The following is a 25,148-nucleotide window of genomic DNA, read 5'->3' on the forward strand; positions in this document are numbered from 1 at the left end:
TCTAGGCTTTCACCGCCGGCGTGAAATCCTTGCCGACCGAGATCGCCCTGGGATCGATGATGCAATGGAGGATCGACGGCTTGCCCGAGGCGAGCGCGCGCTCGAACGCCGGTGCGAACTCTTCGGTGCGCTCGACGCGCTCGCCATGCCCGCCGAACGCCTTCGCATACATCGCAAAGTCCGGGTTCTTCAGCTGCGTCCCGACGACGCGGCCGGGATAGTCGCGCTCCTGGTGCATGCGGATGGTGCCGTATTGCGAATTGTCGATGATAATGACGACGAGCGGCGCGTCGTACTGCACGGCGGTGGCGAATTCCTGGCCGTTCATCAGGAAGCAGCCGTCGCCCGCAAACGCGACGACGACGCGATCCGGATATTGCCGCTTGGCCAGCACGCCCGCCGGCACGCCATAGCCCATCGAGCCCGAGGTCGGCGCGAGCTGGGCGGCGAAGCTGTGGAAGCGGTGATGGCGATGGATCCAGCCGGCGTAATTGCCGGCGCCGTTGCAGACGATCGCGTCGTTCGGCAGGCGGTCGCGCAGCCAGGTCATCACCTCGCCGTACTGGAACCTGCCCGGCAGCTCGCGCGCCTTCTCGGTCCAGGCCAGATAATCGGCATGCGCCTTCGCGGCCTCGCCCTTCCATGCCACCGCACCTGACGGCTTCAACGTCTCGACGGCGGCGGCGAAGGCGGCCGGCGTCGCCTGGATCGCCAGTTCAGGCTGATAGATGCGGCCGAGCTCTTCGGAGCCCGGATGCACATGGATCAGCTTCTGCTTCGGATTGGGAATGTCGAGCAGCGTATAGGACGACGATGGCATCTCCGACATGCGGCCGCCGATCAGCAGGACGACGTCGGCATTGTCGATGCGCGCCTTCAGGCCGGGGCTCGGCCCGATGCCGAGGTCGCCGGCATAATGCGAATGGTCGGCGTCGATCAGCGCGGCCCGGCGGAACGAGGTCGCGACCGGCAGGTCGAACCGCTCGGCGAACCGCGCGATGCTCTTGGCCGCCTCGTCGGTCCAGCGCGAGCCGCCGAGAATGACGAGCGGCGCCCTTGCGCCGGCCAGCATGGCGCCGAGCTTTTCGATATCGGCAGGCGCCGGCCAGCTCACGGCGGGCTCGATGCGCATGGCATCGGCAACGGCCGCGGTCTCGGTCAGCATGTTCTCCGGCAGCGCGATCACCACGGGACCAGGGCGGCCCTGCATGGCGACGCGGAAGGCGCGCGCGACCAGCTCCGGAATGCGGTCGGGACGGTCGATCTCGACCGCCCATTTCGCCATCGAGCCGAACACCGCCTTGTAGTCGAGCTCCTGGAACGCCTCGCGCTCGCGCATGCCGGTGTCGACCTGGCCGACGAACAGGATCATCGGGGTCGAATCCTGCATCGCGATGTGGACGCCGTGGCTGGCGTTGGTGGCACCGGGGCCGCGGGTGACGAAGCAGACGCCCGGCCGCCCCGTGAGCTTGCCATAGGCTTCCGCCATCATCGCCGCGCCGCCTTCGGCGCGGCAGATCACGACGTCGATCGGGCTGTCATGCAGCGCATCGAGCGCCGCCAGATAGCTCTCGCCCGGCACGCAGGTGACGCGCTCGACGCCCTGGGCGACGAGCTGATCGATCAGGATCTGGCCCCCGGTGCGGGTGTTGCGAATGGTCATGTCGGCTCCCTCAAGACTTCGGCGATACGCAATTGTTCGGGAACTGGCCTAAGACAGGCCGAGAGCGTGCGCAAGGTCGAAAGGCTTCTCGCAGCCTGCGCAGGCGTCATGCCCGTCCCTGCCGTTTGCACTACAGGCCCTGCCGCGGCCATGATGGCGAGCTTCGGCATCTTCGTCTACGATCCCTCTGAATCACTGTTCGGGAGCACCGGAATGCAAACCATTGGCCTGATCGGCGGCATGAGCTGGGAGAGCACCGCGCTTTACTACAAGCTCATCAACGAGCGGGTCCGCGACCGCATTGGCAAGCTGCATTCGGCCCCGCTTCTGATGTATTCCTATGATTTCGAGGAGATCAAGCAGATGCAATATGCCGGCCGCTGGCAGGAGGCGGCGGCGAGCCTGGCGGAGGCCGCGCGGCTGCTCGAAAGTGCCGGCGCGCGGGCGATCGTGCTGTGCACCAACACGATGCATAAATTGGCGCCGGAGATCATCTCCAGCGTCAACGTTCCGTTCATCCACATCGGCGATGCGACGGCCGAGCGGATTCGCGCCAAAGGATATCGGCGGGTCGGCTTGCTCGGCACCAAGTTCACGATGGAGGAAGACTTCTACATCGACCGATTGCGCGCGCACGGTCTCGACGTCATGGTCCCTCCCGCGGACGAGCGCGCCGAGGTGAACCGCATCATCTACGACGAGCTGTGCCTCGGCAACGTCGCCGCGCCCTCGCGCCGCCGCTACCAGGAGGTGATGGCGGCGCTCGTCGCCGGCGGCGCCGAGTGCATCATTCTCGGCTGCACCGAGATCACCATGCTGGTCGGCCCTGATGACACGTCGGTCGAGACATTCGACACCACCGCCATTCACGCAGAGACGGCCGCCGATTTCGCGATCGGGTGAATTGATCTCGTCAATTTCAGCCCCGCTATCCTCACCCGCTCCGCTTCTGTCGCGCGCTCGCCAGCAGCACCAGCATGAATGAGGCCGCCGTCATCAAGGTCGAGATCGCGGCGATGGTCGGATCGATCTCGTCGCGCAGCGCGGTGAACATGCGCTTGGTCAACGGCTGATACTGGCCGCCGGAAATGAACAGCGCGACGATGGTCTCGTCCATCGCCGAGATGAAGGCGAAGATTCCGCCCGCAACCACGCTGGACTTGATCTGCGGCAGCGTCACCGCGAAGAAGCTGCGCAGGCGGTTCATGCCGAGGCTGCGCGCCACCATCTCCTGCGCCGGATCGAAACTCTGCAGGCCCGCGAGCACCGAGATGACGACATAGGGCAGGCCCAGCATCACGTTCGCCAGCACGAGGCCGGGCATGGTCGCGACCAGACCGACTTTGGCATAGACGAAGAAGATGCCGACGGCGGTGATGATGATCGGCACCACCAGCGGCAACAGAAGCGCCAAGTGGATCAGCCTCATGATGCGTAGCTTCGACTGGCTGATGGCATAGGCGGCGGCCACCCCGAACGGGGTCGCGATCACGACGGTGAGGAGGGCGACCGTCAGCGTCACCCGCGTCGCCTGCATCCAGGCGGGATTTGAGAAATACTGCTGGTACCAGCGCAGCGAAAAGGACGGTGGCGGAAAGGTGAGAAAGCGCGCGCTGGAGAACGAGATCGGCGCGATAATCAGAACGGGGAGGATCAGATAGACCAGCACCAGCGCGCTGACCACGTAGAGGGCGATCCGTGCGGGCGAGGCGCGCATCATTTCTGCCCCAACACGCGGTCGAGCGAGATGAAGCGGCTGACGACGAAGAAGATCACGAGCACACTGATGAGCAGCACCACCGCGACCGCGCTCGCCGCCCCGAACTGGTTGTAGAGCTCGACATTGCGGCTCACCAGCATCGACACCATCACGGTGCGGCCGCCGCCGAGTAGCTCCGGCGTGATGTAGAAGCCGAGGCAGAGCACGAACACCATGGTGCAGCCGGCGAGCACGCCCGGCAGCGACAGCGGCAGGAACACGCGCATGAAGGTGAGCGACGGGCTCGCGCCCAGGCTGGCGCCGGCCTGCATGAGATCGTTGGGAATCTTCTGCATGGTGGCGTAGAGCGGCAACACCATGAAGGGCAGCAGGATGTGCACGGTCGCAACCACCGTGCCAAAGGTGTTGTGGACCAGCGCGAGCGGCTCGGAGATGACATCGAGATAGCGCATGAACTGGTTGATCACGCCAGTGCGCTGCAGCAGCGCCAGCCAGGCATAGGCGCGGACCAGCACGCTGGTCCAGAACGGCAGCACGACCAGCGAGAGGATGACGATGCTCCACCCTTTCGGCACCGAATTGGCAAGGTAGGCCACGGGATAGCCAAGCAGCAGCGCGATGGCCGTGACCGCGAGGCTGATCTCGAAGGTCAGCGCAAAGCTGCGCCAGTAGACGTCTTCGGTGAAGACGCGGCGATAGTTCTCCAGCGTGAAGCCGTCATGGTAGATCGACTGCCAGGCCAGCCAGCCCACCGGCAGCACGATCAGAGCCAGGATCACCAGCAGCGCCGGCGACACCAATGCCAGCATCAGGCCGTGCTCACGGCGCTGATGTTTTTGGGAGGGATCTGGCACTGAAGTCGTCAACGTTGCCTCGCTCACTTCTGCATGAAGGACGCCCAGCGCTTCTCGGCGGCTTCGCCCGCCGGCGAGGACCACCAGGCATAGGACATCAGCGCCTGCTTCGCCGCATTGGCCGGCTCGCTCGGCAATTGCGCGGCGCGCTCGGGCTTGATCACGCTGGTCTCGAACGCCTTCGGGTTGCCCGGACCATAGTCGATGTGCAATGGCAGATTGGCCTGGTGCACGGGATCGACGGCCTCGTTGAGGAATTTTATCGCGGTGGCGAGATTCGGCGCGCCCTTGAGGATGCAGAGCGAGGTACTCTGCAGGATGCCCTGGTTGTAGGTAAAGGCGACCTTCGCGCCTTCCTTGGCGACGGCACTGACGCGGCCATTCCAGGCCATCTCCATGTCGACCTCGCCGTCATTGAGCAACTGCGCCGACTGTGCGCCCGAGGTCCACCACACCGTGATGTGCGGCTTGATCTCCTCCAGCTTCTTGAAGGCGCGGTCGACGTCGAGCGGATAAAGCTTGTCCGGTGCGACGCCGTCGGCCATCAGCGCCGCCTCTAACGTTGCAAACGGATGGTTGCGCAGCGCGCGGCGGCCGGGGAATTTCTTCACGTCCCAGAAATCGGCCCAGCTGTTCGGCGCGTCCTTCGGGAATTTCTTCTGGCTGTAGGCAAGTACGCTCGAATAGAACTCGTAGGACACTGAATAGGGGCTGCGATAGGCCTCCGGCATCGCCGCGCCGTTTGGAATCTTCGAGAAGTCGAGCTTCTCCATCAGCCCCTGTTCGCCGCCGCGCAGGCAGTTACCGGTCGGGGTGTCGACGACGTCCCAGATCGGCTTGCCGCTGCCGACCTGCGTCTTGATCGCGGGCCAGGCGTCGGGAATGGAGTCCTGGTTGATGGTGATGCCGAGCTTCTTGGCGGAGGGATCGAGGATCGCCACCGTCTGCGCCTGCTGATAGGCGCCGCCCTGCGAGACGAAGGTGATCTGCTCGGCGGCATCAGCCGCGCTGGTCAGTCCGATTGCGCCCAGCAGCGCGCAGCCCAATCCAAATTTCTGCTTCATCGTCATCCTCACCTCCTCCAAATAGATCTCACTGACCGATCGCATCGAGAAACTGGTACCAGCCGGCGACCACGCGCACGGCGGGCTCCCGCAGCGGATAGAACGGAATCGCCTTCATGCGCCGGGCGTCGAGCAGGCCGACGTCGGGCGCCTCGCCGCGCACGAAGGCGGCGAGATAGCTGCCCATCAGGCTCGACATCGCAACGCCTGCGCCGTTGTAGCCGACCGAGAAGAGCGTGCGGTCATCGAGCCGGCCGATATGTGGCACCGAGTCCAGCGTCATCGCGACCAGGCCCGACCATTTGTATGCGAGCGGGACATCGGCGAGATCGGGGAAGATGCCGACCATCGCCTTGCGCAAGGCGTCGAATGCGGCTTGCGAATCCTGCTTGCCGAAGGCGCCGCGGCCGCCAAAGATGACGCGGTTGTCGACCATGCGGAACCAGCGCATCATGCGCTTGGTCTCGGTGTAAGTGCGCCCCGTCGGCATCAGTTTTCCCGCGAGATTGCCGGGAAGCCGCTCGGTTGCGACCATGGCGCTGCGGAACGGGATCAGCGTGCGCTGCAGATGCGCGGTGGCACCGGTCAGATCCGAATAGCTGTTGGTGGCAATGATCGCCTGCCTGGCGCGCACCGCGCCTTGCGGTGTCTCGGCAACGATGCCGTCCTTCTCGCGCCGGAGCTTGACGACCGGCGACTCCTGGAAAATCGGAACGCCGCGGCTTGCAACGCCATTTGCGAGGCCGCGCAGATAGTTCAGCGGATGGATGCCGCCCGAACCGGGATTGAGCACACCGCCGACAAAGATGTCGGAGCCGGTCTCCTCACGCACCTGTCCCTTGTCGAGGATGCGAACGGCGGCGGAGCCCATTTCGCGCGTCATCCAGTTGGCCTCGTCGATCGCGGCCTTGAGCGTCGTCTCATTGTGCGCGGCCTTGACCTGGCCGGTGCGCACAAGGTTCGCGCTGGTGATGCCGAATTCGGAGACGAGCTCCTCGACCATGTCGGTCGATTCATGCGCGATCTCGTACATGCGCCGCGCCATGGCGCGGCCGTGTGCGGCATCGATCTCGCGGAACGACAGACGGAATTTTGCCGTGATCACCCCGCCATTGCGCCCGCTCGCGCCCCAGCCGGGACGGTTGGCCTCGAGCACGACGGGGCTGAGCCCGCTCCTGGCAATGTGGTGCGCGGCGGAGAGGCCAGTGTAGCCGGCGCCGATGATCACCACATCCGCCTGTTGCTCGCCCGACAGCACGGGAAACGCGCGCGCCGGCTCCGCCGTGGCTTCCCACAGCGAATTGACGGAAGGCAGCGCGCGCCAGTCCCGTGTCATGCCACAGCTCTCCGTTACTCCGCCGGTCCGATCGCGGCGTCGGCAAGCGCCTTCAACGTCGGATAATGGAAGTCCGGCTTGGTCAGCGTCTCCACCGCGGGCGTGCCGCCGAAGCCGGCGATGCCCTGGCGGCGCTCGATCCAGCACACCTTGTAGCCGAGCTTCCGCGCGATCCCGATGTCGTGATATTGGCTCTGCGCGACGTGCAGGATGTCGGACTGCTTGTAGCCGAAGGCCGACTGGCGGCCCTTGTTGTAGGCGAAGAATTCCGGGTTCGGTTTTGCAACGCCGGTGTCGTCGGCGCAGACGGTGTCATCGAAGGGATTGCCGAGCGCATGCGCGTAGCAAGACAGCGCCACGCGGTCGGCATTGGTCATCGCGACCAGGCGGAATTTTGTGCGCAAGCGCTTCAGCGCCTCGACCGAGTCCGAGAACGGCCCCCAGCGCAGCACGGCAAGCTGGAAGACGTCACAGGAGGCATCGTCCGCCGGCAGCCCGAGCTCCTTGGCGAGATAGCGGTAGACGTAGAACATCACCTCGCTGGAGCGCTCATAATGCTTGTCGCGGCCTCGCTTGTAGGATTCGAAGATCTGCTCGTCGCTGAGCTCGGCCGCCTTCTTGCCTCCGATCTTGCGCACCGCTTCAAGTACGCCGGTCTCGAAATCGATCAGGGTGCCGACGACGTCGAAGGTGAGGACCTTGAAATTGCTGAACGCGGCTTGGGTCGACATATCGCTTCTTCTCTCGGTTGAACAAGGCTGGATTCAGTCCACCCTGGGTACGACAATGGTGTCCTCGGGGTGGAGCGTAACGGTGAGGCTGCCGCCGAGCGGCGGGATGCGGTGATAGGCCTGGTGATAGCTCGGTTGGCGCAGGCTGAGCGCGATGCCATCGGCGAGCGCGAGGAAAATGCGCAGGCTCTCGCCCTGATAGACGATGTCGGTGACGGTCCCGGTCAGCCGGTTGCAAGCGGCATCCTGCGCGCCATCATCGATCAGCAGCTTCTCGCTGTGCACGGCCAGCATCAGGGCATCGCCATCGGGAATGGCGCGCGCGCTGCGCAGCAAGACGTTGCCGAGCGCGACGCTGGCGGCATCGACGCGGCGGACCGGCAGCATCGTGGCTTCGCCGATGAAGCTGGCGACGAAGGAATCGACGGGATGGTCATGCAGCCGCGCCGGCTCGTCGATCTGAACCAGCCGGCCGTCCTTCATGACGGCGACGCGGTCGCTCATGGTCAGCGCCTCGCGCTGGTCATGGGTGACGTAGATGATGGTCGCGCCGATCCGCTTGTGCAACGCGCGCAGCTCGATCTGCATGGATTCGCGCAGCTGCTTGTCGAGCGCGGAAAGCGGCTCGTCCATCAGGATCAGGCGCGGCTCGAAGATCATGGCGCGCGCCAACGCCACGCGCTGGCGCTGACCGCCGGAGAGCTGCGCGATGCCGCGCTCTTCATAGCCGGCAAGCCCGACCATGCTGAGCGCTGCGCGCACCTTGTCCGGCCAGATGGATTTCGGCAGGCGTCGCGCGCGCAAGGGAAAAGCGACGTTCTCGCCGACGCTCATGTGCGGAAACAGCGCGTAATTCTGGAACACCACGCCGATGTCGCGCTTGTGCGGCGGCATGTAGGTGACGTCACGGCCTCCGAATAGAATCGTGCCTGAGGTCGGCAGGATGAAGCCGCCCAAAATGCCGAGCAGCGTGGTCTTGCCGGAGCCGGACGGGCCAAGCAGTGAGACGAATTCACCGGCGCTGACATTGAGCGAAACGTCGTCGAGGGCGCGAACGGCGCCATAGGCCTTGCTGGCGGACCTGATCTCGACGCTCTCCGCGCGCTTGTCCAACGATCGACCTCGCGATGTCCCTCAGCCGGCGTGCCTCACTGCGCGCCATAAGCCTGCTTTATAGACAGGGATTTGGAGCACTCACGGCAAAGCGTGCGCTGCACCAAATCCTCTCTCGAAGGGCCTGTCTTTAAGCTGTCATGCTGATGACACCAGACTTGGCAAAATCCGGCAATTGCCAAATTCTCACCGCGCCCATAACATGACGTTATGCCAGAGCTCCGTCGCATGCTGCCGTCCAGCAACGCCCTGTTCGTCTTCGACGCGGCGGCGCGCAATGGCAGCTTCACGGCTGCGGCCGCCGAGCTGAACGTCACGCAGCCGGCGGTGAGCCGCATGCTCGGCCAGTTCGAGGAGCATCTCGGCGTTCGCCTGTTCGATCGCAAGGCGGGCCGCGCGGTGCTCACCGAAGAAGGCGAGCTGCTCTATCGCCGCGTGCTCGAAGGCTTTCGCAGCATCGAGAGCGGGCTCGTCGAGATCGAGCGGCGTCGCAAGGGCACCGAGACGGTGACGCTGTCGGTCTCCTCCGCCTTCACCACGCACTGGCTAATGCCGCGCATCGACAAGCTGCAGAAGCAGTTTCCGCAAGTCGATCTGCGCTTCCAGTTGATTTCCGGCGCGCTGCGCGGGCCGGTGGAGAATGTCGATCTCGGCATGCGCTTCCGCGATCGCGACGAGCCGCCCTCCGGCGGCACGCTGGTGATGAAGGAAGTGATGCTGCCGATGTGCAGCCCTACCTATCTCGGCGAGACCGATCCCGCCGAGGGCAACACCATCATTCGCCTCGCCGAGACACCGGGCGACTGGGCTGCGGATTACACTTCGCTCCTCACCGGCCGCCGCGGCGCGGCCAAGGCGCTGAGCTTCACGGATTATGCCGTGGTGGTGCAGGCCGCGCTGCTCGGCCAGGGCATCGCGCTCGGCTGGCTGACGGTCGCCTCGCACTGGCTGCTCACCGGCGCGCTGGTGCCGGCCTCCGACCGGCTCACCACCACGCGCCGCATCTGCGAATTCCTGCCGCCGCGCAACCGCCCGATGCGCCCGATCGCCGCCGAGATCCGCGACTGGATCATCGCGCAGATGAAAAGCGAGATCGCCGCGATCGACCGGCTCTATCCGAAGCTCGGCGCCATGGCGGCGTGCTATTGAGCCTGGAGCGAGCTTCACAAGAAGCCGTCATGCCCGGGCTTGTCCCGGGCATCCACGTTCGCCGTGCCACGTGGTAAGGCGTGGATGGCCGGGACAAGCCCGGCCATGACGCTGTGGAGGCGTCGCCCCCCTCCCTCCACGTCATTGCGAGCGCAGCGAAGCAATCCAGAGTCTTTCCGCGGAGGGATTCTGGATTGCTTCGTCGCAAGAGCTCCTCGCAATGACAGTGTGGAGAGAGGTTTGCCCGCTACCGATGCTCGATCGCCCTGATCGCACCGCGCAACTCTGCGAGGCCGCGCAGGCGGCCGATCGCGGTGTAGCCGGGATTGGTGCGCTTGGTGGCGGCGAGATCGTCGAGCATGCGGTGGCCGTGATCGGGACGGAACACGATTCTCTTGTCCGGTGCGCGCCGCGCGTTCTCCTTTAGCAGCGTCTTGAGCACCGCGATCATGTCGACGTCGCCGTCGAGATGGTCGGACTCGTAGAACGACAACCCGTCCGCCTCGCGCTTGGTCGCGCGCAGATGGGCGAACGCGATGCGCGGGCCGAAGCGCTCGGCCATATCAGGGAGATTGTTCTCCGCGCGCACGCCGAGCGAGCCGGTGCAGAAGCAGATGCCGTTGGCCTTGGACGGCACGGCATCGAACAGCGCCTGATAATCGTCGGCGCTGGAAGCAATGCGCGGCAGGCCGAACAGCGGCCGCGGCGGATCGTCCGGATGCAGCGTCAAGGAGACATCGAGCTGCTCGGCCACCGGCGTCACGCGCGCGAGGAATTCCGCGAGATGCTGCCGCAATATCTTTGGCGTGATGTCGCGATAGGTGTCCAGCCGATCGCGGAATTGCGGGATCGTCATCGGCTCGGTGGTCGAGCCCGGCAGCGCGCTGGCAATGACCATGACGAGATAGTCGATATCCGCCTGGCTCATCTGCTCGAACAGCTTTTTAGCGCGCGCCTGCTGCTCGGGGGTATACTCTTGAGCAGCCGCCGGGCGCTTCAGGATGTGCAGCTCGAATGCCGCAAAGCGGTCCTGGTCGAAGCGCATGGCACGGGCGCCGTTCGGCAGCTCCCATTCCAGATCGGTGCGGCACCAGTCCACCACGGGCATGAAGTTATAGCAGATGATCTTGATGCCGGACGCGGCGACCGCCTCCAGGCTCGCGATCCACGCCTCGATCGACTTGGTCGCTTTTCCGCCGAGGCGCTTGACGTCGTCAGGGATCGGAATCGATTCCACCACCGACCAGGTCAGCTGCGAGCGGCTGGGCTGGCCGTTCTCGATGAAGTTCTTGCGCTCCTCGACCGCCTTGCGCGTCCAGGCCTCTCCGATCGGCACCTGATGCAGCGCCGAGACGATCTGGCTCGCCCCGGCCTGCCTGACATCATCGAGCGAGACCGGATCATCCGGTCCGTACCAGCGCCATCCCTCCAGCATCATGTGCTGCCTCCCAAAGCGTTTTCGAGCGAAGTGGGTACCGGTTCGCGTGAAGAAAACGCGTCAAAACAAAAGTCAGTTCGCGGTCAGCACGACCTTGACGCTCTGCGAACGGTCGAGCGCCAGCCGCAGCGCGTCGGGCGCGGTCGAGAGCGGCCGCTCGGCGGTGACCAGCGACAGCACATCGACGCTGCCGTTGCCGATCAGTTCCACCGCATTCATGAACTCGAAGCCGAAGCGGAACGAGCCGCGCAGGTCGATCTCCTTGGCCATCACCGCATTCGACGGCGTCGGGATCTGGCCGCCCGGCAGGTTGCCGATCTGCACCACGACGCCGCCGCGCCTGACGATGCCGATCGCGCTGGCAAGGCCCGCGGCCGTGCCCGAGACCTCGAACGCGACGTCATAGGGGCGCGACGCAGCCTGCGCCTTCAACCCTTCCTCGCCGGCAGAGACGTTCTCGACGTGGGAGGCGCCGAGCTTGGTCGCAAAGGCCAGCGGCGCCGGCGCGATGTCGGCGACGGTGATGTCAGCCATGCCGGCGCGGTGCGCCGCGAGCATGGTCAGAAGCCCGATCGGGCCGGCACCGAAGATGATGCCGCGCTTGCCCTCGATCTTGCCGGCGCGCGCCACCGCGTGCAGGCACACCGCGAGCGGTTCGGCCAGCGCGGCCGCCTGGTAGGACACGTGATCGGGAATCTTCACGCACTGCGCAGGGATCGCATCGAAGTAGTTGGCGAAGCCGCCCTGCATGTGCGGCGTCTTCGAAGCCGAGCCCATGAAATAGATGTTCTCGCACAGGTTCGGCCGGCCCTCGCGGCAGGCGACGCAATGGCCGCACCAGCGCGACGGGTTGACGGCGACGCGGTCGCCGACCTTCAGGTTCGCAGCGGCACCGGAGATCTCCACGACCTCGCCCGAGATCTCGTGTCCCAGCACCAGCGGCGACTTCACCACGAAGTCTCCGGTGCGGGCATGACGAAAATAGTGCATGTCCGAGCCGCAGATGCCGCCGGCGCCGAAGCGGATGCGCACCATGCCGTCAGCGAGCCTGTCGAGCGGATGCTCGATCATGCGCAGGTCTTCGGGGCCAAACAGGGTCGCGGCGAGAGCAGTCGAGGTCATTTGGAGAGTCCCATGTATTTTGGCAGCCAGAGGGTCAGGTCGGGAATGAAGGTGATCGCGATCAGCGCCAGCATCAGCGGCACTAGCCAGGGCAGGATCGCCACCGTCGTGCGCTCGACCGAGAGCTTGGCGACGCGGGCGAGCACGAACAGCACCATGCCAAGCGGCGGATGCAACAGGCCGATCATCAGGTTCAGCGTCATGATCAGGCCGAAATGAATGGGGTCGATGCCGAGCTTGAGCACGATCGGGAGCAGGATCGGCACCAGGATGGTGATCGCCGCCGTGGTGTCGATGAAGCATCCCACGAACAGGATCAGCACGTTGGCGAGCGCCAGGAACACCCATTTGTTCTGGGTGATGCTGAGCATCCAGTCCGAGAGCATCTGCGCCGCCTGTGACACCGTCAGCAGCCAGGCGAAGATCGAGGCCGCGGTGACGATGAACAGCACCGAGGCCGTGGTCTCGATGGTGTCGAAGGTCGCCTTGGCGACGGTCTGGAACGTCATGGTGCGGTAGCGGACGAGGCCGAGGAACAGCGACCAGATCACCGCGGCGACGGCGGCTTCCGTCGGCGTGAACCAGCCGAGCGTCATGCCGCCGATCAGGATCACCGGCGCCATCAGCGCCATCACCGCCGAGAAGTCGAAATACCAGTCGATCAGGAGCAGCGTGCCGAGGCCGATGACGACGGCCGTGTTGACCGAAAGGCCGGCCAGCACCATCAGCCAGATCGCCATCGGGAACGACAGCACGATCAATATCTCGAGCCCGGCCGAGCCGAGCTGCGGCCAAGAGAACGGCGTGTCGCTGCCCCATTTGTTCTTGTGCGCGAAATAGGTGACGGTCACCATCATGAACAGCGTCAGCACGACGCCGGGAATGACGCCGCCCAGGAACAGCGCGCCGATCGAGACGTTCGCCATCATGCCGTAGATCACGAACGGCAGCGACGGCGGAATGATCGGTCCGAGCGTTGCCGAGGCCGCGGTGACGCCGACCGAGAACTCGGTGGAGTAACCGTGGTCCTTCATCGCCTTGATCTCGATGGTGCCGAGGCCGGCGGCATCCGCAATCGCGGTGCCGGACATGCCGGAGAAGATCACCGAGCCGATGATGTTGACGTGGCCGAGGCCGCCGCGCATCCACCCCACCAGCGCAACCGCGAATTTGTAGATGCGCCCGGTGACGCCGGCGATGTTCATGAGATTGCCGGCCAGGATGAAGAACGGCACGGCGAGCAGCGGGAAGCTCTCGACGCCGGCGATCATGCGCTGCGCCAGCGTGACGTCGGGCGTCACGCCGCTGACCAGGATATAGAGCAGCGACGACACGGCCATGGCGATCGCCACGGGAACGCCGAGCAGCATGAGAACGAGAAAGCCTCCGAGCAACAGCAGCATGGTTTTATCCTTCCGATCCGTCGTAGGCACCGGGACGTTCGAGGACCGAGTAACCCTGCCGCCAGTTCTGGATCGCCACCTGCACGGAGCGTGCGAACATCAGCACGAACCCGAGCAGCACGGCGTAATAGACATAGTCCTTGGGAAGATTGATGGTGGTCATCTGCTCGTCGCCGATGATCCTGATGTAGACCCAGACCAGCTTGATGGCGTAGCCGAAGAAGGCGATCCGGATCAGGTCGATCGCGGTCGACAGCACGCGCCCTACGGCATGCGGCAGGTAGCGATAGACGAGGTCGACCTGGATATGCCGCGACAGCCGTACGCACATCGACGAGCCGATGAAGACCACGCCGATCAGGCAATAGGTCGCGATCTCCTCGGTCCAGGCGTAGCTGTCGTTGAGCACGTAACGGGTGAAGAACTGCAGGAAGACGGCGAGCGCCATTACCCAGAAAATCGCTAGCGCCACCCAGTCCTCGAAGGCGTAGACGCCGAGATCGACCTTCGGCGTCGCCTCCTCCTCGAAGGTGTGCGCGATCTCGTCGGCGGTGATCTGCCGGTGGATTTCGGCGGTGGACATGTTACCTCTCTCCAAATCGTCGTTCCGGAGCTCGCGAAGCGAGAACCCGGAATGACGTCTTTGTTCTACTGTCTCACGCTTGCTCCGCTCCTCATCCTGAGGAGCTTGCGAAGCAAGCGTCTCGAAGGATGCCCCCGGGGCACACCGGGGCCCTCATGGTTCGAGATGCGCTTCGCGCTCCTCACCATGAGGGTCTTATGGCGGGGCAAGCGGCGGTCACTTCACCGCCTGGATCTTCTCCCAATCCGCCTTGCGGTAGCCGAAGGTCTCGAACGCGACGTTCTTCAGCACGGTGTCGCGGAACTCGTTCTTGTCGACCTCGGTCACGGTCAGCCCCTTGTCCTTGAAGAAGGCGACCAGCTTGGCCTCGTTCTGCTTGATCTCGCCCGTTGCCTTGGCAGCGGCCTCCTGCGCCACGTCGGTGAAGATCTTCTTGTCCTCGTCGGACAGCTTCTTCCACAGCGCGCCGGCGATCACGGTGTTGAGGTGATCGACGATGTGGCCGGTCAGCACGATGTGCTTCTGCACCTCGTAGAACTTCTTGGCCTCGATCGTCGTCAGCGGATTTTCCTGCGCCTCGACGGTGCCGTTCTGGAGCGCGAGATAGACCTCGGCGAACGCGATCGGCGCGGTGTTGGCGCCGCAGGCCCGCGGCATCGCCAGATAGGCCGGAACGTCGGGCACGCGGATCTTCAGGCCCTTCATGTCCGCGCAGGTCTTGATCGGCTTGTTGGACGAGGTCTGGCGCACGCCGTAATAGGTCACCGCGACGATGTGGTGGCCGCTCTTGTCCTCATAGCCCTTGGCGAGCTCCTTGAAGATGTCGCTCTTGGTGTAGGCGAGCAGATGATCGGCATCGCGGAAGGTGTAGGGATAATAGGTTACGCCGATCGGCGCGAAGCTCTTGGCCGCGAAGCTCGATCCGGAGATGATGATGTCGACCGAACCGAGCGAGAGGCCCTGGTTGATGTCGGTCTCCTTGCCGAGCTGCGAGGCCGGATAGACCTCGATCTGGTAGCGCCCGTTGGTGCGCTTATTGATCTCCTGCGCGGCCCAGACCGAGGCTGTGTGGAACGGCTCCGAGGGCTCGTAGACATGGGCCCATTTGAGCTTGGTCTGCGCCATGCTGGCGCTGGTCGCTGCCAACAGCGTGGCGGCGGAAATCACTGCTGCAATCGTCATCTTCTTTAACATCGACTTTTCCTCCATCGTTCAAGTCTGCTTCTTGTTCGCCCGCCCCGGCATGGATGCGGGCCGCCCAATCTCATCGCCGCCGCGAGCTGCCGCTCTTGGCCTGTTTCTTCGATGGTCGTTTTGATTTCGCCGGCTGAACCCCGGACGGCGCCGCCCGCCTCCGTGCAGCCGGCGCCCCTGCTGATGTCTCGGCACCAAAATTCTGTGCAAAGCGCTCCTGCGAATGCGCGAGGTGATCGCGCATGGCGTCATGGGCCGTCAGCGGCCGGCGCGCAGCGATGGCGTCGCGCACGGCCCGGTGCTCATCGAGCGCGGTTCGCCACGTGGTGGGATTCTCGAAATAATGCGCTAGCTGCGCGAAATAGGGATTGAGGCGCTGGTCGAACAACTCGCCGACAACCCGCACCAGCACGGCATTGCCGAGACATCCTGCCACGGCGATATGGAAGGCGCGGTCATGAACCATCGAGGCTTCGCCAGGATGGTCGACATTCTCCATCGCGACGAGCGCGGCGTCGATGCGGTCGATGTCATCTTTGGTCGCCACGCGCGCGGCCTGTTCGGCGATGGCGCTCTCCAGGAATTCGCGGGCGCGCAAGAGTTCGAACGGGCCTTCGATGACGGCAGTAGCTGTCGGCGCGGCCACGGCGGCGGGCTCGATCACATAGATGCCGGATCCGACGCGGATGCGCAGGCGCCCTTCGACCTCGAGCGCAATCAAGGCTTCGCGCACCGTGGGCCTCGACACCTTGAGCTGTTCCGCGAGGTCGCGCTCGGTCGGCAAGCGGCTGCCGACCGCGTACTCGCCGCTGTCGATCAGGCTTCGCAATTGATCGGCGACCTGGCGATAGAGCCGTCTCGCCTCCACAGCTTCCAGCGGCACGCTGGTCCTCCCGAAAAGGTCTCGCGCGGCGCCTCCGGCGCCCGCGACCCGCCAATTTTGGAGAATTGGTCTTACCAATTGACCGGAGCATTGACCTGATACGGACGCCATGTCAAGCAGCGGCAAAGCAAGGGGAGACGTCCATGCGCCAGAGCTCGATGCGCCTTGGTCGCGCCAATCTCGACCGCCTGGCACCTGCCATCCGCCGTCCGGCCTATGACCGATCGCGCGTCACGCCCGGCATCGTGCATCTCGGGCTCGGGGCGTTTCATCGTGCCCATCAGGCCGTCGTCATCGACGATTGCCTTGCTAGGGGCAGCATGTCCTGGGGCATCATCGGCGCGAGCCTGCGCAGCCCGGAGACGCGCGACGCCCTCGCCCCGCAGGACCATCTCTACACCGTCGCTGTGCGCGCCGCCGAAGGTACCGAGCACCGCGTGATCGGCGCCCTGCTCGACAGCGTCGTGGCGCGCGAGAAGCCGGCAGCCCTGGTCGAGCGGATGGCCGATCCCGCCATCCGCATCGTCTCGCTCACGGTGACCGAGAAGGGCTATTGCCACACGCCGCAGACCGGCGATCTCGACGAGCGGCATCCTGATGTCGTGCACGACCTCAACAATTTCGACGCGCCGCGCTCGGCGCCGGGCTTCATCGTCGCCGCGCTGGCACGCCGGCGGGCGCAGGGTCTTTCGCCCTTCACCGTGCTGTGCTGCGACAACCTCGCCGCCAACGGCCACACCGTGCAGCGGATCGTCACGCAGTTCGCCGCGCTGCGGTCCAGGGAACTTGGCAAGTGGATCGCCGACACGGTTGCGTTCCCCTCGACTATGGTCGACCGCATCGTGCCGGAGACGACGGATGCCGACCGCGATGCGGTCGCATCCGCGCTGGGCATGCGCGACGCTTGGCCTGTCATGACCGAGCCGTTCACGCAATGGGTGGTCGAGGACCGCTTCACCGCGGGCCGGCCGGACCTTGCCGCAGCGGGTATCGAGCTCGTCGGCGACGTCAAGCCGTTCGAGCTGATGAAGCTGCGGCTGCTCAACGCCAGCCATTCCGCGCTGGCCTATCTCGGCTATCTCTCCGGCTACGAGACCATCGCCGACACGATGCAGGATCCGCATTTTGCGCGCCTCGCCGCGCAGGTGATGGAAGAGGCCGCGGTGACGCTGACCATGCCATCAGGCACGGATCTCGCCGCCTATCGCGCCTCGCTGCTCAAGCGCTTCGCCAATCCGGCGCTGCACCATCGCACTTGGCAGATTGCCATGGACGGCTCGCAAAAGCTGCCGCAGCGGCTGCTCGGCGCGATGCAGGATCGCCTTGCCAGAGGCCTGCCCATCGCAACGCATGCGCTGGCGGTGGCCGGCTGGATCCGCTACGTCAGCGGCGTCGACGAGCAGGGACGGCCGATCGACGTGCGCGATCCATTCGCCGCCGAGTTCGCCGCGCTGGCGCGCGAGGCAGGACCCGTTGCCGAGCGCCTCGCGCCGGCACTGCTCGGGGTGGCGAAGGTGTTCGGGCCGCTCGGCGCCGAGCCGCGCCTGCGCGAGGCTGTCACCGCGGCGCTCGGCCGCCTCTATGCCGACGGCGCGCGGCGGGCCGTGGCAACGCACGTTTCAGCGTGACCACGACGCGGGCAGCATCCTGAATGCTGCACTGCGGCCAAAGTCGACGGAAAGTCGCGCTTGATTTTTGCCTGTCCTTGCCCCACCCGAGAGCGATGGGAAACGACACCAAGGTCATCGCCGCCAACGCGGCCTTTTACGCGGCATTCTCGACCGGCGACTTCGCCGGCATGGAACGGATGTGGGCGGATGACGACGGCATCTCCTGCATCCATCCCGGCTGGCCGGCCATCATCGGCCGCGCCACCGTGATCGGAAGCTGGCGCGACATCCTGCAAAACCCGCAGCGGCCGCAGATCGTCTGCGCCGAGCCGCAGGCCATCGTCGACGGCGACAGCGCCCGCGTGCTCTGCATCGAGATCGTCGACGGCACCGCGCTGGCTGCGGCGAACCATTTTCGCCGCGTCGGCGACGACTGGCGCCTGGTGCACCATCAGTCCAGTCCGATCGCACAGATTGTCGAGCAGGCCGAGGACGATAGAGCAAGTCACCGCGTCCACTGAGCACGGCGATCACGGCGCCGTGATCTACTGTGCATGGGGTTGTTTTTCAGCTTTTGTTTGGCGGGCCGAAAGTTCCGACAGATCGTCGAGCACGACATGCGCGCCGGTGAAGTCGTCGTCCCCGAAGAACGTGCTGCGGGTGATCAGAACCGGGACGCCGGCGCGCGAGGCCGCGATCAGACCGTTGGCGGAATCCTCAATCGCAACGCAATCGGATGCCTCGAGCTTCAGCCGCGCCAGAATCTCGAGATAGACGTCGGGCGCCGGCTTCTTGTGCCTGACGTCGTCGCCGGCGACGATCGCATCGAAATCCGCGGCCCAGCGTTTGCCCAGCGCCTGCGACAGCAGCGCATCGATATTGCCGTGCGATGTGGTGGTCGCAATCGCAAGCCGCTGGCCGCGCTCCTTCGCGGCCCTGAGCAAATCCGTCACGCCTGGCCGCAAGGGACAGCGGCCGGCCTCGACAAATTCGGCATAATGCGCGGTCTTGATGCGGTGAAGTTCTGCGATGTCCCCGTCCGACAAGGGCGGAGCGGTCACTAGCCTCTCGTGGTAGGCGCGCATGCGCTCCTTGCCGCCCGTCACCCGCAACAGGTCCTTGTAGACGGCGCGGTCCCACTGCCAGTCGAGACCGAGGCGGGCGAAGGCGAGATTGAAGGCCTGCCGATGCAGCTCCTCGGTTTCGGCCAGGGTGCCGTCGACGTCGAAGATCAGCGCGGCCGCGCGCCGGATCAGATCGGCGGCGTCCGCTGGCGACTGAACCAACGCTTCGGCCTGCATGATCGATGCCTCCCTTCCGGCGCTGCGTAAAGCGATCATCGGCCGAGCCGGAGGGCGAGACAAATCGCAATATCTTTTGCCGGACCCAAAAATCTCTTATGAGCGAACGGTGCGCGACGGCGCGAACGGGAACTTTCGATCTGCACAGGAGACGCATGCGGCTCTTCATCCTCGGCCTCGGCTACAGCGCGCGGCATTTCGTTCGCAAGCACGGCGGCAGCTTCTCGCATGTCGCCGGCACCGTGCGCGATCCCGCGCAGCGGAATGACCTCGCCGGGATCGAGGTGCATCCGTTTTCCGGCAGCCTTCCGTCGCCCGAGACGGTTGAACGGGTTCGCGACGCCGACGTCCTCCTGGTGTCGATCCCGCCCGGCAGCACCGGCGATCCCGCGATCGCGGCGTTTGGCGGCGTGCTGCAGGGAAGCCGCCGCAAGGTCGTCTATCTCTCCACCATCGGGGTGTACGGTGATCACGGCGGAGCGTGGGTCGACGAGAGCACGCCGCCGCAGGCCATCCTCGACCGCACGCGGATGCGGATCGCGGCGGAGCAAGCCTGGACGGATGCGGCGGGCGGCGATGCCGCGATCCTGCGGCTTGCGGGCATCTACGGTCCCGGCCGCAACGCGCTGGCGACACTGCGCGCGGGAACGGCGAGGCGCATCATCAAGCCGGGACAGGTGTTCAACCGCATCCACGTCGATGACATCGCGAGCGCGATCATCGCCGCTATTCATCACCAGGGCGGCGGCGTTTGGAACGTCTGCGACGACGAGCCGGCGCCGCCGCAGGACGTGATCGGCTATGCCGCGCAGCTGATGGGCGTGGCGCCGCCGCCGGAAGAAGCGTTCGCCACCGCCGAAATGTCGGCGATGGCGCGCAGCTTCTATGCCAGCAGCGCCCGCGTCTCCAACGAGAAACTGAAGCGCGAGCTCGGCGTCACGCTGGCCTGCCCCACCTATCGGCACGGCCTCGACGCTCTCTGGCGCGCAGGCGAAGGACGTTAGGGTTCCTGCGCTTCGATGCGTCCCAGACATGCCGCGCCCGCGCTTGACTTCCTGCCGGCGCGGTCGTGATCTAACCTTCGAGCGAGCCACCGCACAACGAGCTCGCCTCTTGGGAGAATGCAATGAACAAGACGATCGCCATGATCGCGGCAACGATTGCTGTCGTCACGCTCGGCGCCGCGCGCGCTGCGCCGCTGCCCGAAGCCAATCCCGACGATGTCGGATTTTCGAAGCAAGGCCTTGCACGCCTCGATAATTTCTTCGCGCGCGAGATCGCGGCCAAGCGCGTTCCCGGCGCAGTGGTCGCCATCGCGCGCGACGGCAAGCTCGTCCACTACAAGGCCTATGGCCTGCTCGATCCGGCCAAGGGCACGCCGATGCCGCTCGATGCGATCTTCGCGCTGGCCTCGATGACCAAGCCGATGGCCGCGGTCGCCGGCCTGACGCTGATGGAACAGGGTCGGCTGCCGCTCCAGGCCAAGCTGTCCGAATACTATCCGGGCTTCGCCGACATGAAGGTCGGCGTGCCTCAGGCGGACGGATCACTCAAGCTCGAACCGCAGGCCTCGCCGATCTTCATCCACGATCTCTACCGGCATACGTGGGGTTGATGTATGGCGGCCGCCCGGACTCATCGAGCCCCGTGGCGCGGCAATATCCTGATGGCATTGCGCCGGCGATCGACGGCGACACCCAGGCTTTTATCGATCGCATCACCAAGCTGCCGCTGGCGCAGCAGCCCTCGACCGCGTTCGAATACGGCTTTTCGATCGACGTGCTCGGCGCTGTCGTCGAGAAGGTGAGCGAGCAGAAGCTTGGCGACTATCTCGCTGCCAATGTCTGGCATCCGCTCGGCATGAAGGATGCGACCTTTCATCCGACCGAGGCGCAGCGCCCGCGCCTCGCCCGCCCCTTCCCGAACGATCCGCTGACGGGCAAGCCGCAGGCCATCAAGCTCCTGGACACCACAACCAAGTTCGATTGCGGCGGCGCCTGCTCGTTCGCGACGGTCGGCGACTACATCCGCTTCGGACAGATGTTGCTCAACGGCGGCGAGCTCGACGGGCAGCGCATTCTCGGTCCGAAGACCGTCCGTCACATGACGGCGAACCATCTCGGCCCCGAGATCAAGAACAACGTCGCCAATGTCGAGCCGCATCGCGGCGGCTTCGGCTTCGGCCTTTCGGTGGCGGTCCGGACCAGCGAAGGATTGTCGTCGGTCCCCGGCAATCCGGGCGAGTTCACCTGGAACGGAGCCTACGGGACGCAGTTCTTCTGCGATCCCAAGGACCGTCTCGTCGTCGTGGTGGGAACGGCGGCACCGGGTGAGCTCAGGAAGTATTATCGCGAGCAGGTCCAGGACATCGTCTACGGCGCGATGACGAAGTGAGACCGTCACATGAAAGAGAAAGGGCGGCCACTTGGGCCGCCCTCTTGATTGACCGTCAGCTCAACACGCCGTATTTCCTGAACCAGGCCTCTGCCTGCTTCCAGGCATCTTCCGCGGCGTCCTTGCGGTAGCTGCCGCGATAGTCGGCATGGAAGCCGTGCGGCGCTTCGGGGTAGATCTTGAAGTCGGCCGTCTTCTTGCTCTGCTCGAGCGCGGCCTTCATCTGCTCGACCTGCGCGGCGGGAATGCCGGTATCGGCGCCACCATAGAGGCCGAGCACCGGCGCCTTCATCTCGGGCGCGAGCTGCAGCGGGCTCTTCGGCCATAACGGGTTGGCTGGATCGACCAAGGTCCCGTAGAAGGCAACGCCCGCCTTGAGCGCACCGCTGTGGGCGGCATACTCCCAGACCGTGCGGCCACCCCGGCAGAAGCCGATGATGCCGAGCTTCGTCGTGTCGCCGCCTTTCGATCCTGCCCAGGCGACCGTCGCGTCCAGATCCGACAACAGCTCTGCGTCCGGCTTCGCATTCACCACCGGCAGCAGCTCCTTGATATCCGTGACCTTGGTCAGGTCGATGCCCTTGCGGAAATAATAGTCGGGCGCCACTGCGAACGCGCCGAGCTTGGCAAGGCGGCGCGTCACGTCCCGGATGTATTCGTGCAGCCCAAAGATTTCCATCGCCACGATGACCACCGGCGCCTTGGCGTTGCCGGCCGGGCGGGCGAAATAGGCGGGCATTTCCTCAGAGCCGACCTTGATCTTGGCATCGCCGGCCTGGAGGCCGCTGGTATCCGTCGTGATGATGTCGGCCCGGACCGGACCGGCCGCGAGCGTGTAGCCAGCGGCGACGGCAGCGGTGGCGCTCATGAATCCGCGGCGCGAGAGCGGGGCAACTTTCGTCAGTCCAACGACGTCGGATGTCATGGTGGTTTCAAAGCTCATCGATCTTCCCATTCCTGATTCCCATGCTGATGCCCCTCGGGCGCCGCATTCGCCAGTAATTGCCGGATAAACGCAAGTCACCAGCCTGCGAGCACGCGGCTCACCACTTCATCCCTTCGTTAGCGAGCGCCGGTGTCCGCTGCCCGCCGGAGCGTGGGCCGTGTACCGGACTTAACCGCCTGGCTGCACTGCACCGCAACATCCATTAACCGAAAGGAATGGTTCTTTGCCTGCCGGCCAGGCCGCTTGGCGCTGCGCAGAATGCGCCTGAGCGCAGACCCGACGGGCTCTGCCGCAACAAATAGCAATCGCAGCGACGATGGTGACACATCATGTTGCTTACGCATCGCTCATCATCACCAAATCACGTGCGAACCGCCGTCATTTGATTGAAATTTTCGGAGGATCTTGGCCGCGCGATTTACCCGGTCTTTCTTTGTGACACCCTAGTTCCACGGCCGGAAGTTCCATCTTCGGAAACGTAGAGGCTTCTTCCCGCGACGCGCGATGCTCGCCCGCAACGGACGGCGGAGCGCGAGCGGGTCTCATTCTCGTCCGCCCCGATTGCGCTACCCGAGGCCCAATTGAATAAACGTTTATGCGACCTGGAACTGAAATGAATTTGGCTCGTGAATCGATTGAACTGTTGGAGCAGGCCGCACGCATCCTGTGGTTCGAAGGCACCAAGCACGGTTTGCGCGACCGCGAATGGATGGCGCTGCGCTTCCTCTCCCGCGCCAACCGATTTTCCCGAACCCCCTCGGCGCTGGCGAGCTACGTCGGCACCACGCGCGGCACCGCCTCGTTCATCATCGGCGAGCTCGAGCGGCTCGGTTATCTCGAGCGGAAGCGCTCGGCCACGGACAAGCGTTCGGTGACGTTGAGCGTGACCCAGCAGGGCAAGAAGTTCCTGGTGCGCGATCCCGTCAACGTCCTCATCGAAGCGATTGGCGTTCTGGACGACGAGGTCAAGATCCGCTTCCGCGACACGTTCCGGCACGTGCTGGACCACTCCGATGCCGCCGAGCAGCGGCACCACACCGACGTCTGCAAGCGGTGCATCTTCCTGCGGGAGGATCGCGCCAATACCGACAGCAAGACGACGGCCGAGTTCAGCTGCCGCCTGTTTCGCGCACCGATCGCCGAAGCGGAGGTCGATCTGCTGTGCACCAGCTTCGAGCATCACCGCCAATAAAAGGCGGCTCGTTCAGGGCGTTGCCTTGCGCGACGAATAGATGACGCCGCCGCTTGATTCCACCACCAGGCGCCCGTTCTCGTTCCTGATCTCTTCGATGCGGCCAAGACCGGGCACCTGTTGTCCCAGCACGGCTTCGATGACACCGTTCGGGCCCTGCAGGATCGCAATTCCCTCATAGGCCTGACGGACCGACCAGCCCTTGATCGCCTTGCGCGGCGCCAATGCACGCTCGGGTGCAGGCACCGATCCCGTGAATTCGGGCGCGGCGACCGCGGCCATCATCGGCCCTTGCGCTGACACCGGCTGCGTCTGCACCGTCGCCGGCGCGGGAGCTTGGGCTTGGGCTTGCACCTGAGCGAGCTTGTCGAGCTTCACCGTAGAGGACGAGCTCACCCGCTCGATCCGGTCGAGATTCTCGGCAAACCGGCCGAAGCGATCGTTCGTGACCTTGCTGGATTGATCGACCGCGGTCCGCAAGCCATCGAGGTTTTCAGACACGCCCGACACTTGCTTGCGCAGTTGCGCGACGGTCTCGCGCAGAATCCTGATCTCCGCATTGGCCGCAACGTTGTTTGGCGCGGGCTGGGTGGTGAGATAGGCGATCACGCCGGTGCAGGCGCAGACCACCAGCATGGCAGCGACCGCCAGAGTTGCGAGCGGCGCGACCCAGGTCGGACGGGGTGGCGGCGGCTTCGCCACGATCACGGCCGGCTTGATCACGACCGGCGCCGGCTTCGGGATCGCCATCTTGTCGAGGCGGGCCTTGGCACGAATCCGCTTCAAGCCGTCGAGTGCCTCCTTTGCGAGAGCCTCGTCGCTCGCCGTCGCCGATACGCGCTTTGCACTCGCGGCAGGCTTGGTCGTCCGCGCCGCGTTGTCCATTGAATCGCTCGCCTCCGGCGCTGGCTTCGCCGCCGCGGAAGCGTCCGCGGTCGCGTTGGGACGAGCTTGTCCATCGGACAACATATGCTCCGTTCGGTTCGGTCTGTCGAGCGACGACGTTATCTGTCGAAGCTTGCCTGAAACGTGCGGGTCGAAAGCCGTTCATCGCGCGTGATGCGACGTCGCATGAGTCGATTGCGCCATACACGTGGCGATAGTGCGACTCGAAAGACACACACTCGCCAAGATTTCATCAAGCTGGAGGCGCGGCGCAGACGTGAGTCGAACTTCCGCATGCGGAAAAGCGAGTTCCAGAGTCAATCCGGGGTTGAAAACCCATCAATGTGCGTGCCTCGGAGCACCACCCGAAATAGCTGTAATTGTACGGGGATGCGGAACTATACAACCATCACAATGCAAAACTAGTTCAGTATCAAAATCAACTGATACGTTTCGATGCATCAAGAAACAACCAGAAACAAATCAACAGCATCAAGTGCGTGTAGCAATCGCTTTCTTTCGCACGCTTGATCGGGAATCGGCAATCGCTACGGTTCTACTCAAGTG

Annotated in this window: 22 protein-coding genes and 1 pseudogene; 7 read left to right on the forward strand and 16 right to left on the reverse strand. The window is 64.8% G+C overall.

Annotated elements, in window-relative coordinates; all coding sequences use genetic code 11:
• Window position 1: 1 nt before the first annotated feature.
• Window positions 2-1,663, reverse strand: a complete 1,662-nt coding sequence (locus I6F36_RS10950) for a thiamine pyrophosphate-binding protein (RefSeq protein ID WP_225155271.1) — start codon at window positions 1,661-1,663, stop codon at window positions 2-4.
• Window positions 1,664-1,876: 213 nt separating this feature from the next.
• Between I6F36_RS10950 and I6F36_RS10955 the strand changes: the two genes are divergently transcribed.
• Window positions 1,877-2,566, forward strand: a complete 690-nt coding sequence (locus I6F36_RS10955) for an aspartate/glutamate racemase family protein (RefSeq protein WP_225171426.1) — start codon at window positions 1,877-1,879, stop codon at window positions 2,564-2,566.
• 31 nt (window positions 2,567-2,597) lie between these two features.
• Here I6F36_RS10955 and I6F36_RS10960 read toward each other — a convergent pair whose 3' ends face one another.
• The 6 genes from I6F36_RS10960 to I6F36_RS10985 form a co-directional block, all read right to left on the reverse strand.
• Complete coding sequence (locus I6F36_RS10960) at window positions 2,598-3,383, reverse strand: ABC transporter permease (RefSeq protein WP_036027377.1); 786 nt, start codon at window positions 3,381-3,383, stop codon at window positions 2,598-2,600.
• The gene (locus tag I6F36_RS10965) at window positions 3,380-4,192 is read right to left on the reverse strand and encodes an ABC transporter permease (RefSeq protein WP_225155269.1); all 813 of its coding nucleotides are present in this window, start codon (window positions 4,190-4,192) and stop codon (window positions 3,380-3,382) included. Before I6F36_RS10965 ends, I6F36_RS10960 begins: the two co-directional genes overlap by 4 nt.
• A gap of 68 nt (window positions 4,193-4,260) precedes the next feature.
• Window positions 4,261-5,307, reverse strand: a complete 1,047-nt coding sequence (locus I6F36_RS10970) for an ABC transporter substrate-binding protein (RefSeq protein WP_036027380.1) — start codon at window positions 5,305-5,307, stop codon at window positions 4,261-4,263.
• Window positions 5,308-5,329: 22 nt separating this feature from the next.
• The gene (locus tag I6F36_RS10975; RefSeq protein ID WP_225171427.1) at window positions 5,330-6,637 is read right to left on the reverse strand and encodes an FAD-binding oxidoreductase; all 1,308 of its coding nucleotides are present in this window, start codon (window positions 6,635-6,637) and stop codon (window positions 5,330-5,332) included.
• A 14-nt stretch (window positions 6,638-6,651) separates the two neighbouring features.
• Entirely contained in the window at window positions 6,652-7,368 is a 717-nt protein-coding gene (locus I6F36_RS10980; RefSeq protein ID WP_225171428.1) for an HAD family hydrolase, read from the reverse strand.
• A 33-nt stretch (window positions 7,369-7,401) separates the two neighbouring features.
• Entirely contained in the window at window positions 7,402-8,481 is a 1,080-nt protein-coding gene (locus I6F36_RS10985; RefSeq protein WP_225171429.1) for an ABC transporter ATP-binding protein, read from the reverse strand.
• Between the two features lie 210 nt (window positions 8,482-8,691).
• Between I6F36_RS10985 and I6F36_RS10990 the strand changes: the two genes are divergently transcribed.
• Window positions 8,692-9,630: a LysR family transcriptional regulator gene (locus tag I6F36_RS10990; protein ID WP_036007129.1), complete on the forward strand. Its 939-nt coding sequence runs from the start codon at window positions 8,692-8,694 to the stop codon at window positions 9,628-9,630.
• 247 nt (window positions 9,631-9,877) lie between these two features.
• Here I6F36_RS10990 and uxuA read toward each other — a convergent pair whose 3' ends face one another.
• The 6 genes from uxuA to I6F36_RS11020 form a co-directional block, all read right to left on the reverse strand.
• Window positions 9,878-11,068: a mannonate dehydratase gene (gene uxuA / locus I6F36_RS10995; RefSeq protein ID WP_225171430.1), complete on the reverse strand. Its 1,191-nt coding sequence runs from the start codon at window positions 11,066-11,068 to the stop codon at window positions 9,878-9,880.
• A gap of 72 nt (window positions 11,069-11,140) precedes the next feature.
• Window positions 11,141-12,190, reverse strand: coding sequence for an L-idonate 5-dehydrogenase (locus tag I6F36_RS11000; protein WP_225142140.1), 1,050 nt, complete (start codon window positions 12,188-12,190; stop codon window positions 11,141-11,143).
• Window positions 12,187-13,593, reverse strand: a complete 1,407-nt coding sequence (locus I6F36_RS11005) for a TRAP transporter large permease (protein WP_225139181.1) — start codon at window positions 13,591-13,593, stop codon at window positions 12,187-12,189. The genes I6F36_RS11000 and I6F36_RS11005 overlap by 4 nt, the downstream gene beginning before the upstream one ends.
• Before the next feature lie 4 nt (window positions 13,594-13,597).
• A complete protein-coding gene (locus I6F36_RS11010; protein WP_036007120.1) occupies window positions 13,598-14,176 on the reverse strand; it encodes a TRAP transporter small permease in 579 nt (192 codons plus the stop codon).
• Window positions 14,177-14,392: 216 nt separating this feature from the next.
• The gene (locus tag I6F36_RS11015; RefSeq protein WP_225139182.1) at window positions 14,393-15,370 is read right to left on the reverse strand and encodes a sialic acid TRAP transporter substrate-binding protein SiaP; all 978 of its coding nucleotides are present in this window, start codon (window positions 15,368-15,370) and stop codon (window positions 14,393-14,395) included.
• Between the two features lie 70 nt (window positions 15,371-15,440).
• Complete coding sequence (locus tag I6F36_RS11020; RefSeq protein ID WP_036007117.1) at window positions 15,441-16,253, reverse strand: FadR/GntR family transcriptional regulator; 813 nt, start codon at window positions 16,251-16,253, stop codon at window positions 15,441-15,443.
• Window positions 16,254-16,396: 143 nt separating this feature from the next.
• On the opposite strand from I6F36_RS11020, the gene I6F36_RS11025 reads away from it, so the two are divergent.
• Window positions 16,397-17,881, forward strand: coding sequence for a mannitol dehydrogenase family protein (locus I6F36_RS11025; RefSeq protein WP_225139183.1), 1,485 nt, complete (start codon window positions 16,397-16,399; stop codon window positions 17,879-17,881).
• Between the two features lie 95 nt (window positions 17,882-17,976).
• On the forward strand, window positions 17,977-18,384 hold the full coding sequence (locus I6F36_RS11030; protein ID WP_036007097.1) for a nuclear transport factor 2 family protein: 408 nt from the start codon (window positions 17,977-17,979) through the stop codon (window positions 18,382-18,384).
• A 24-nt stretch (window positions 18,385-18,408) separates the two neighbouring features.
• Here I6F36_RS11030 and I6F36_RS11035 read toward each other — a convergent pair whose 3' ends face one another.
• Window positions 18,409-19,164, reverse strand: a complete 756-nt coding sequence (locus I6F36_RS11035; protein WP_225126149.1) for an HAD family hydrolase — start codon at window positions 19,162-19,164, stop codon at window positions 18,409-18,411.
• Window positions 19,165-19,319: 155 nt separating this feature from the next.
• On the opposite strand from I6F36_RS11035, the gene I6F36_RS11040 reads away from it, so the two are divergent.
• The gene (locus I6F36_RS11040) at window positions 19,320-20,168 is read left to right on the forward strand and encodes an SDR family oxidoreductase (RefSeq protein ID WP_225126151.1); all 849 of its coding nucleotides are present in this window, start codon (window positions 19,320-19,322) and stop codon (window positions 20,166-20,168) included.
• 122 nt (window positions 20,169-20,290) lie between these two features.
• Window positions 20,291-21,558 (forward strand): annotated as a pseudogene (locus I6F36_RS11045) (serine hydrolase domain-containing protein).
• A gap of 55 nt (window positions 21,559-21,613) precedes the next feature.
• On the opposite strand, the gene I6F36_RS11050 reads toward I6F36_RS11045, so the two are convergent.
• Window positions 21,614-22,501 (reverse strand): dienelactone hydrolase family protein, encoded by an 888-nt coding sequence (locus I6F36_RS11050; protein ID WP_225126155.1) that lies wholly within the window; start codon window positions 22,499-22,501, stop codon window positions 21,614-21,616.
• A 616-nt stretch (window positions 22,502-23,117) separates the two neighbouring features.
• Between I6F36_RS11050 and I6F36_RS11055 the strand changes: the two genes are divergently transcribed.
• On the forward strand, window positions 23,118-23,696 hold the full coding sequence (locus tag I6F36_RS11055; protein ID WP_036007089.1) for a MarR family winged helix-turn-helix transcriptional regulator: 579 nt from the start codon (window positions 23,118-23,120) through the stop codon (window positions 23,694-23,696).
• Window positions 23,697-23,708: 12 nt separating this feature from the next.
• Here I6F36_RS11055 and I6F36_RS11060 read toward each other — a convergent pair whose 3' ends face one another.
• Window positions 23,709-24,665 carry a hypothetical protein gene (locus I6F36_RS11060; RefSeq protein ID WP_036027405.1) on the reverse strand — a complete coding sequence of 319 codons (957 nt, stop codon included), beginning with the start codon at window positions 24,663-24,665 and terminating at the stop codon, window positions 23,709-23,711.
• Between the last annotated feature and the right edge of the window lie 483 nt (window positions 24,666-25,148).

Origin of the sequence: Bradyrhizobium sp. BRP19, from assembly GCF_020194195.1 — a bacterium.
GTDB classification, from domain to species: Bacteria; Pseudomonadota; Alphaproteobacteria; order Rhizobiales; family Xanthobacteraceae; genus Bradyrhizobium; species Bradyrhizobium yuanmingense.

Excerpts from the sequence above, each read along its gene's own strand:
- I6F36_RS11025 (WP_225139183.1), top strand. The coding sequence starts at position 16,397 with ATGCGCCAGAGCTCGATGCGCCTTGGTCGCGCCAATCTCGACCGCCTG.
- I6F36_RS11055 (WP_036007089.1), top strand. The coding sequence starts at position 23,118 with ATGAATTTGGCTCGTGAATCGATTGAACTGTTGGAGCAGGCCGCACGC.
- I6F36_RS11050 (WP_225126155.1), bottom strand. The coding sequence starts at position 22,501 with ATGAGCTTTGAAACCACCATGACATCCGACGTCGTTGGACTGACGAAA.
- I6F36_RS11030 (WP_036007097.1), top strand. The coding sequence starts at position 17,977 with ATGGGAAACGACACCAAGGTCATCGCCGCCAACGCGGCCTTTTACGCG.
- I6F36_RS10950 (WP_225155271.1), bottom strand. The coding sequence starts at position 1,663 with ATGACCATTCGCAACACCCGCACCGGGGGCCAGATCCTGATCGATCAG.
- I6F36_RS11000 (WP_225142140.1), bottom strand. The coding sequence starts at position 12,190 with ATGACCTCGACTGCTCTCGCCGCGACCCTGTTTGGCCCCGAAGACCTG.
- I6F36_RS11060 (WP_036027405.1), bottom strand. The coding sequence starts at position 24,665 with ATGTTGTCCGATGGACAAGCTCGTCCCAACGCGACCGCGGACGCTTCC.
- I6F36_RS11005 (WP_225139181.1), bottom strand. The coding sequence starts at position 13,593 with ATGCTGCTGTTGCTCGGAGGCTTTCTCGTTCTCATGCTGCTCGGCGTT.
- I6F36_RS10970 (WP_036027380.1), bottom strand. The coding sequence starts at position 5,307 with ATGACGATGAAGCAGAAATTTGGATTGGGCTGCGCGCTGCTGGGCGCA.
- I6F36_RS10975 (WP_225171427.1), bottom strand. The coding sequence starts at position 6,637 with ATGACACGGGACTGGCGCGCGCTGCCTTCCGTCAATTCGCTGTGGGAA.
- I6F36_RS10965 (WP_225155269.1), bottom strand. The coding sequence starts at position 4,192 with ATGCTGGCATTGGTGTCGCCGGCGCTGCTGGTGATCCTGGCTCTGATC.
- I6F36_RS11035 (WP_225126149.1), bottom strand. The coding sequence starts at position 19,164 with ATGCAGGCCGAAGCGTTGGTTCAGTCGCCAGCGGACGCCGCCGATCTG.
- uxuA (WP_225171430.1), bottom strand. The coding sequence starts at position 11,068 with ATGATGCTGGAGGGATGGCGCTGGTACGGACCGGATGATCCGGTCTCG.
- I6F36_RS10980 (WP_225171428.1), bottom strand. The coding sequence starts at position 7,368 with ATGTCGACCCAAGCCGCGTTCAGCAATTTCAAGGTCCTCACCTTCGAC.
- I6F36_RS10955 (WP_225171426.1), top strand. The coding sequence starts at position 1,877 with ATGCAAACCATTGGCCTGATCGGCGGCATGAGCTGGGAGAGCACCGCG.
- I6F36_RS11015 (WP_225139182.1), bottom strand. The coding sequence starts at position 15,370 with ATGTTAAAGAAGATGACGATTGCAGCAGTGATTTCCGCCGCCACGCTG.
- I6F36_RS10960 (WP_036027377.1), bottom strand. The coding sequence starts at position 3,383 with ATGATGCGCGCCTCGCCCGCACGGATCGCCCTCTACGTGGTCAGCGCG.
- I6F36_RS11010 (WP_036007120.1), bottom strand. The coding sequence starts at position 14,176 with ATGTCCACCGCCGAAATCCACCGGCAGATCACCGCCGACGAGATCGCG.
- I6F36_RS11040 (WP_225126151.1), top strand. The coding sequence starts at position 19,320 with ATGCGGCTCTTCATCCTCGGCCTCGGCTACAGCGCGCGGCATTTCGTT.
- I6F36_RS10990 (WP_036007129.1), top strand. The coding sequence starts at position 8,692 with ATGCCAGAGCTCCGTCGCATGCTGCCGTCCAGCAACGCCCTGTTCGTC.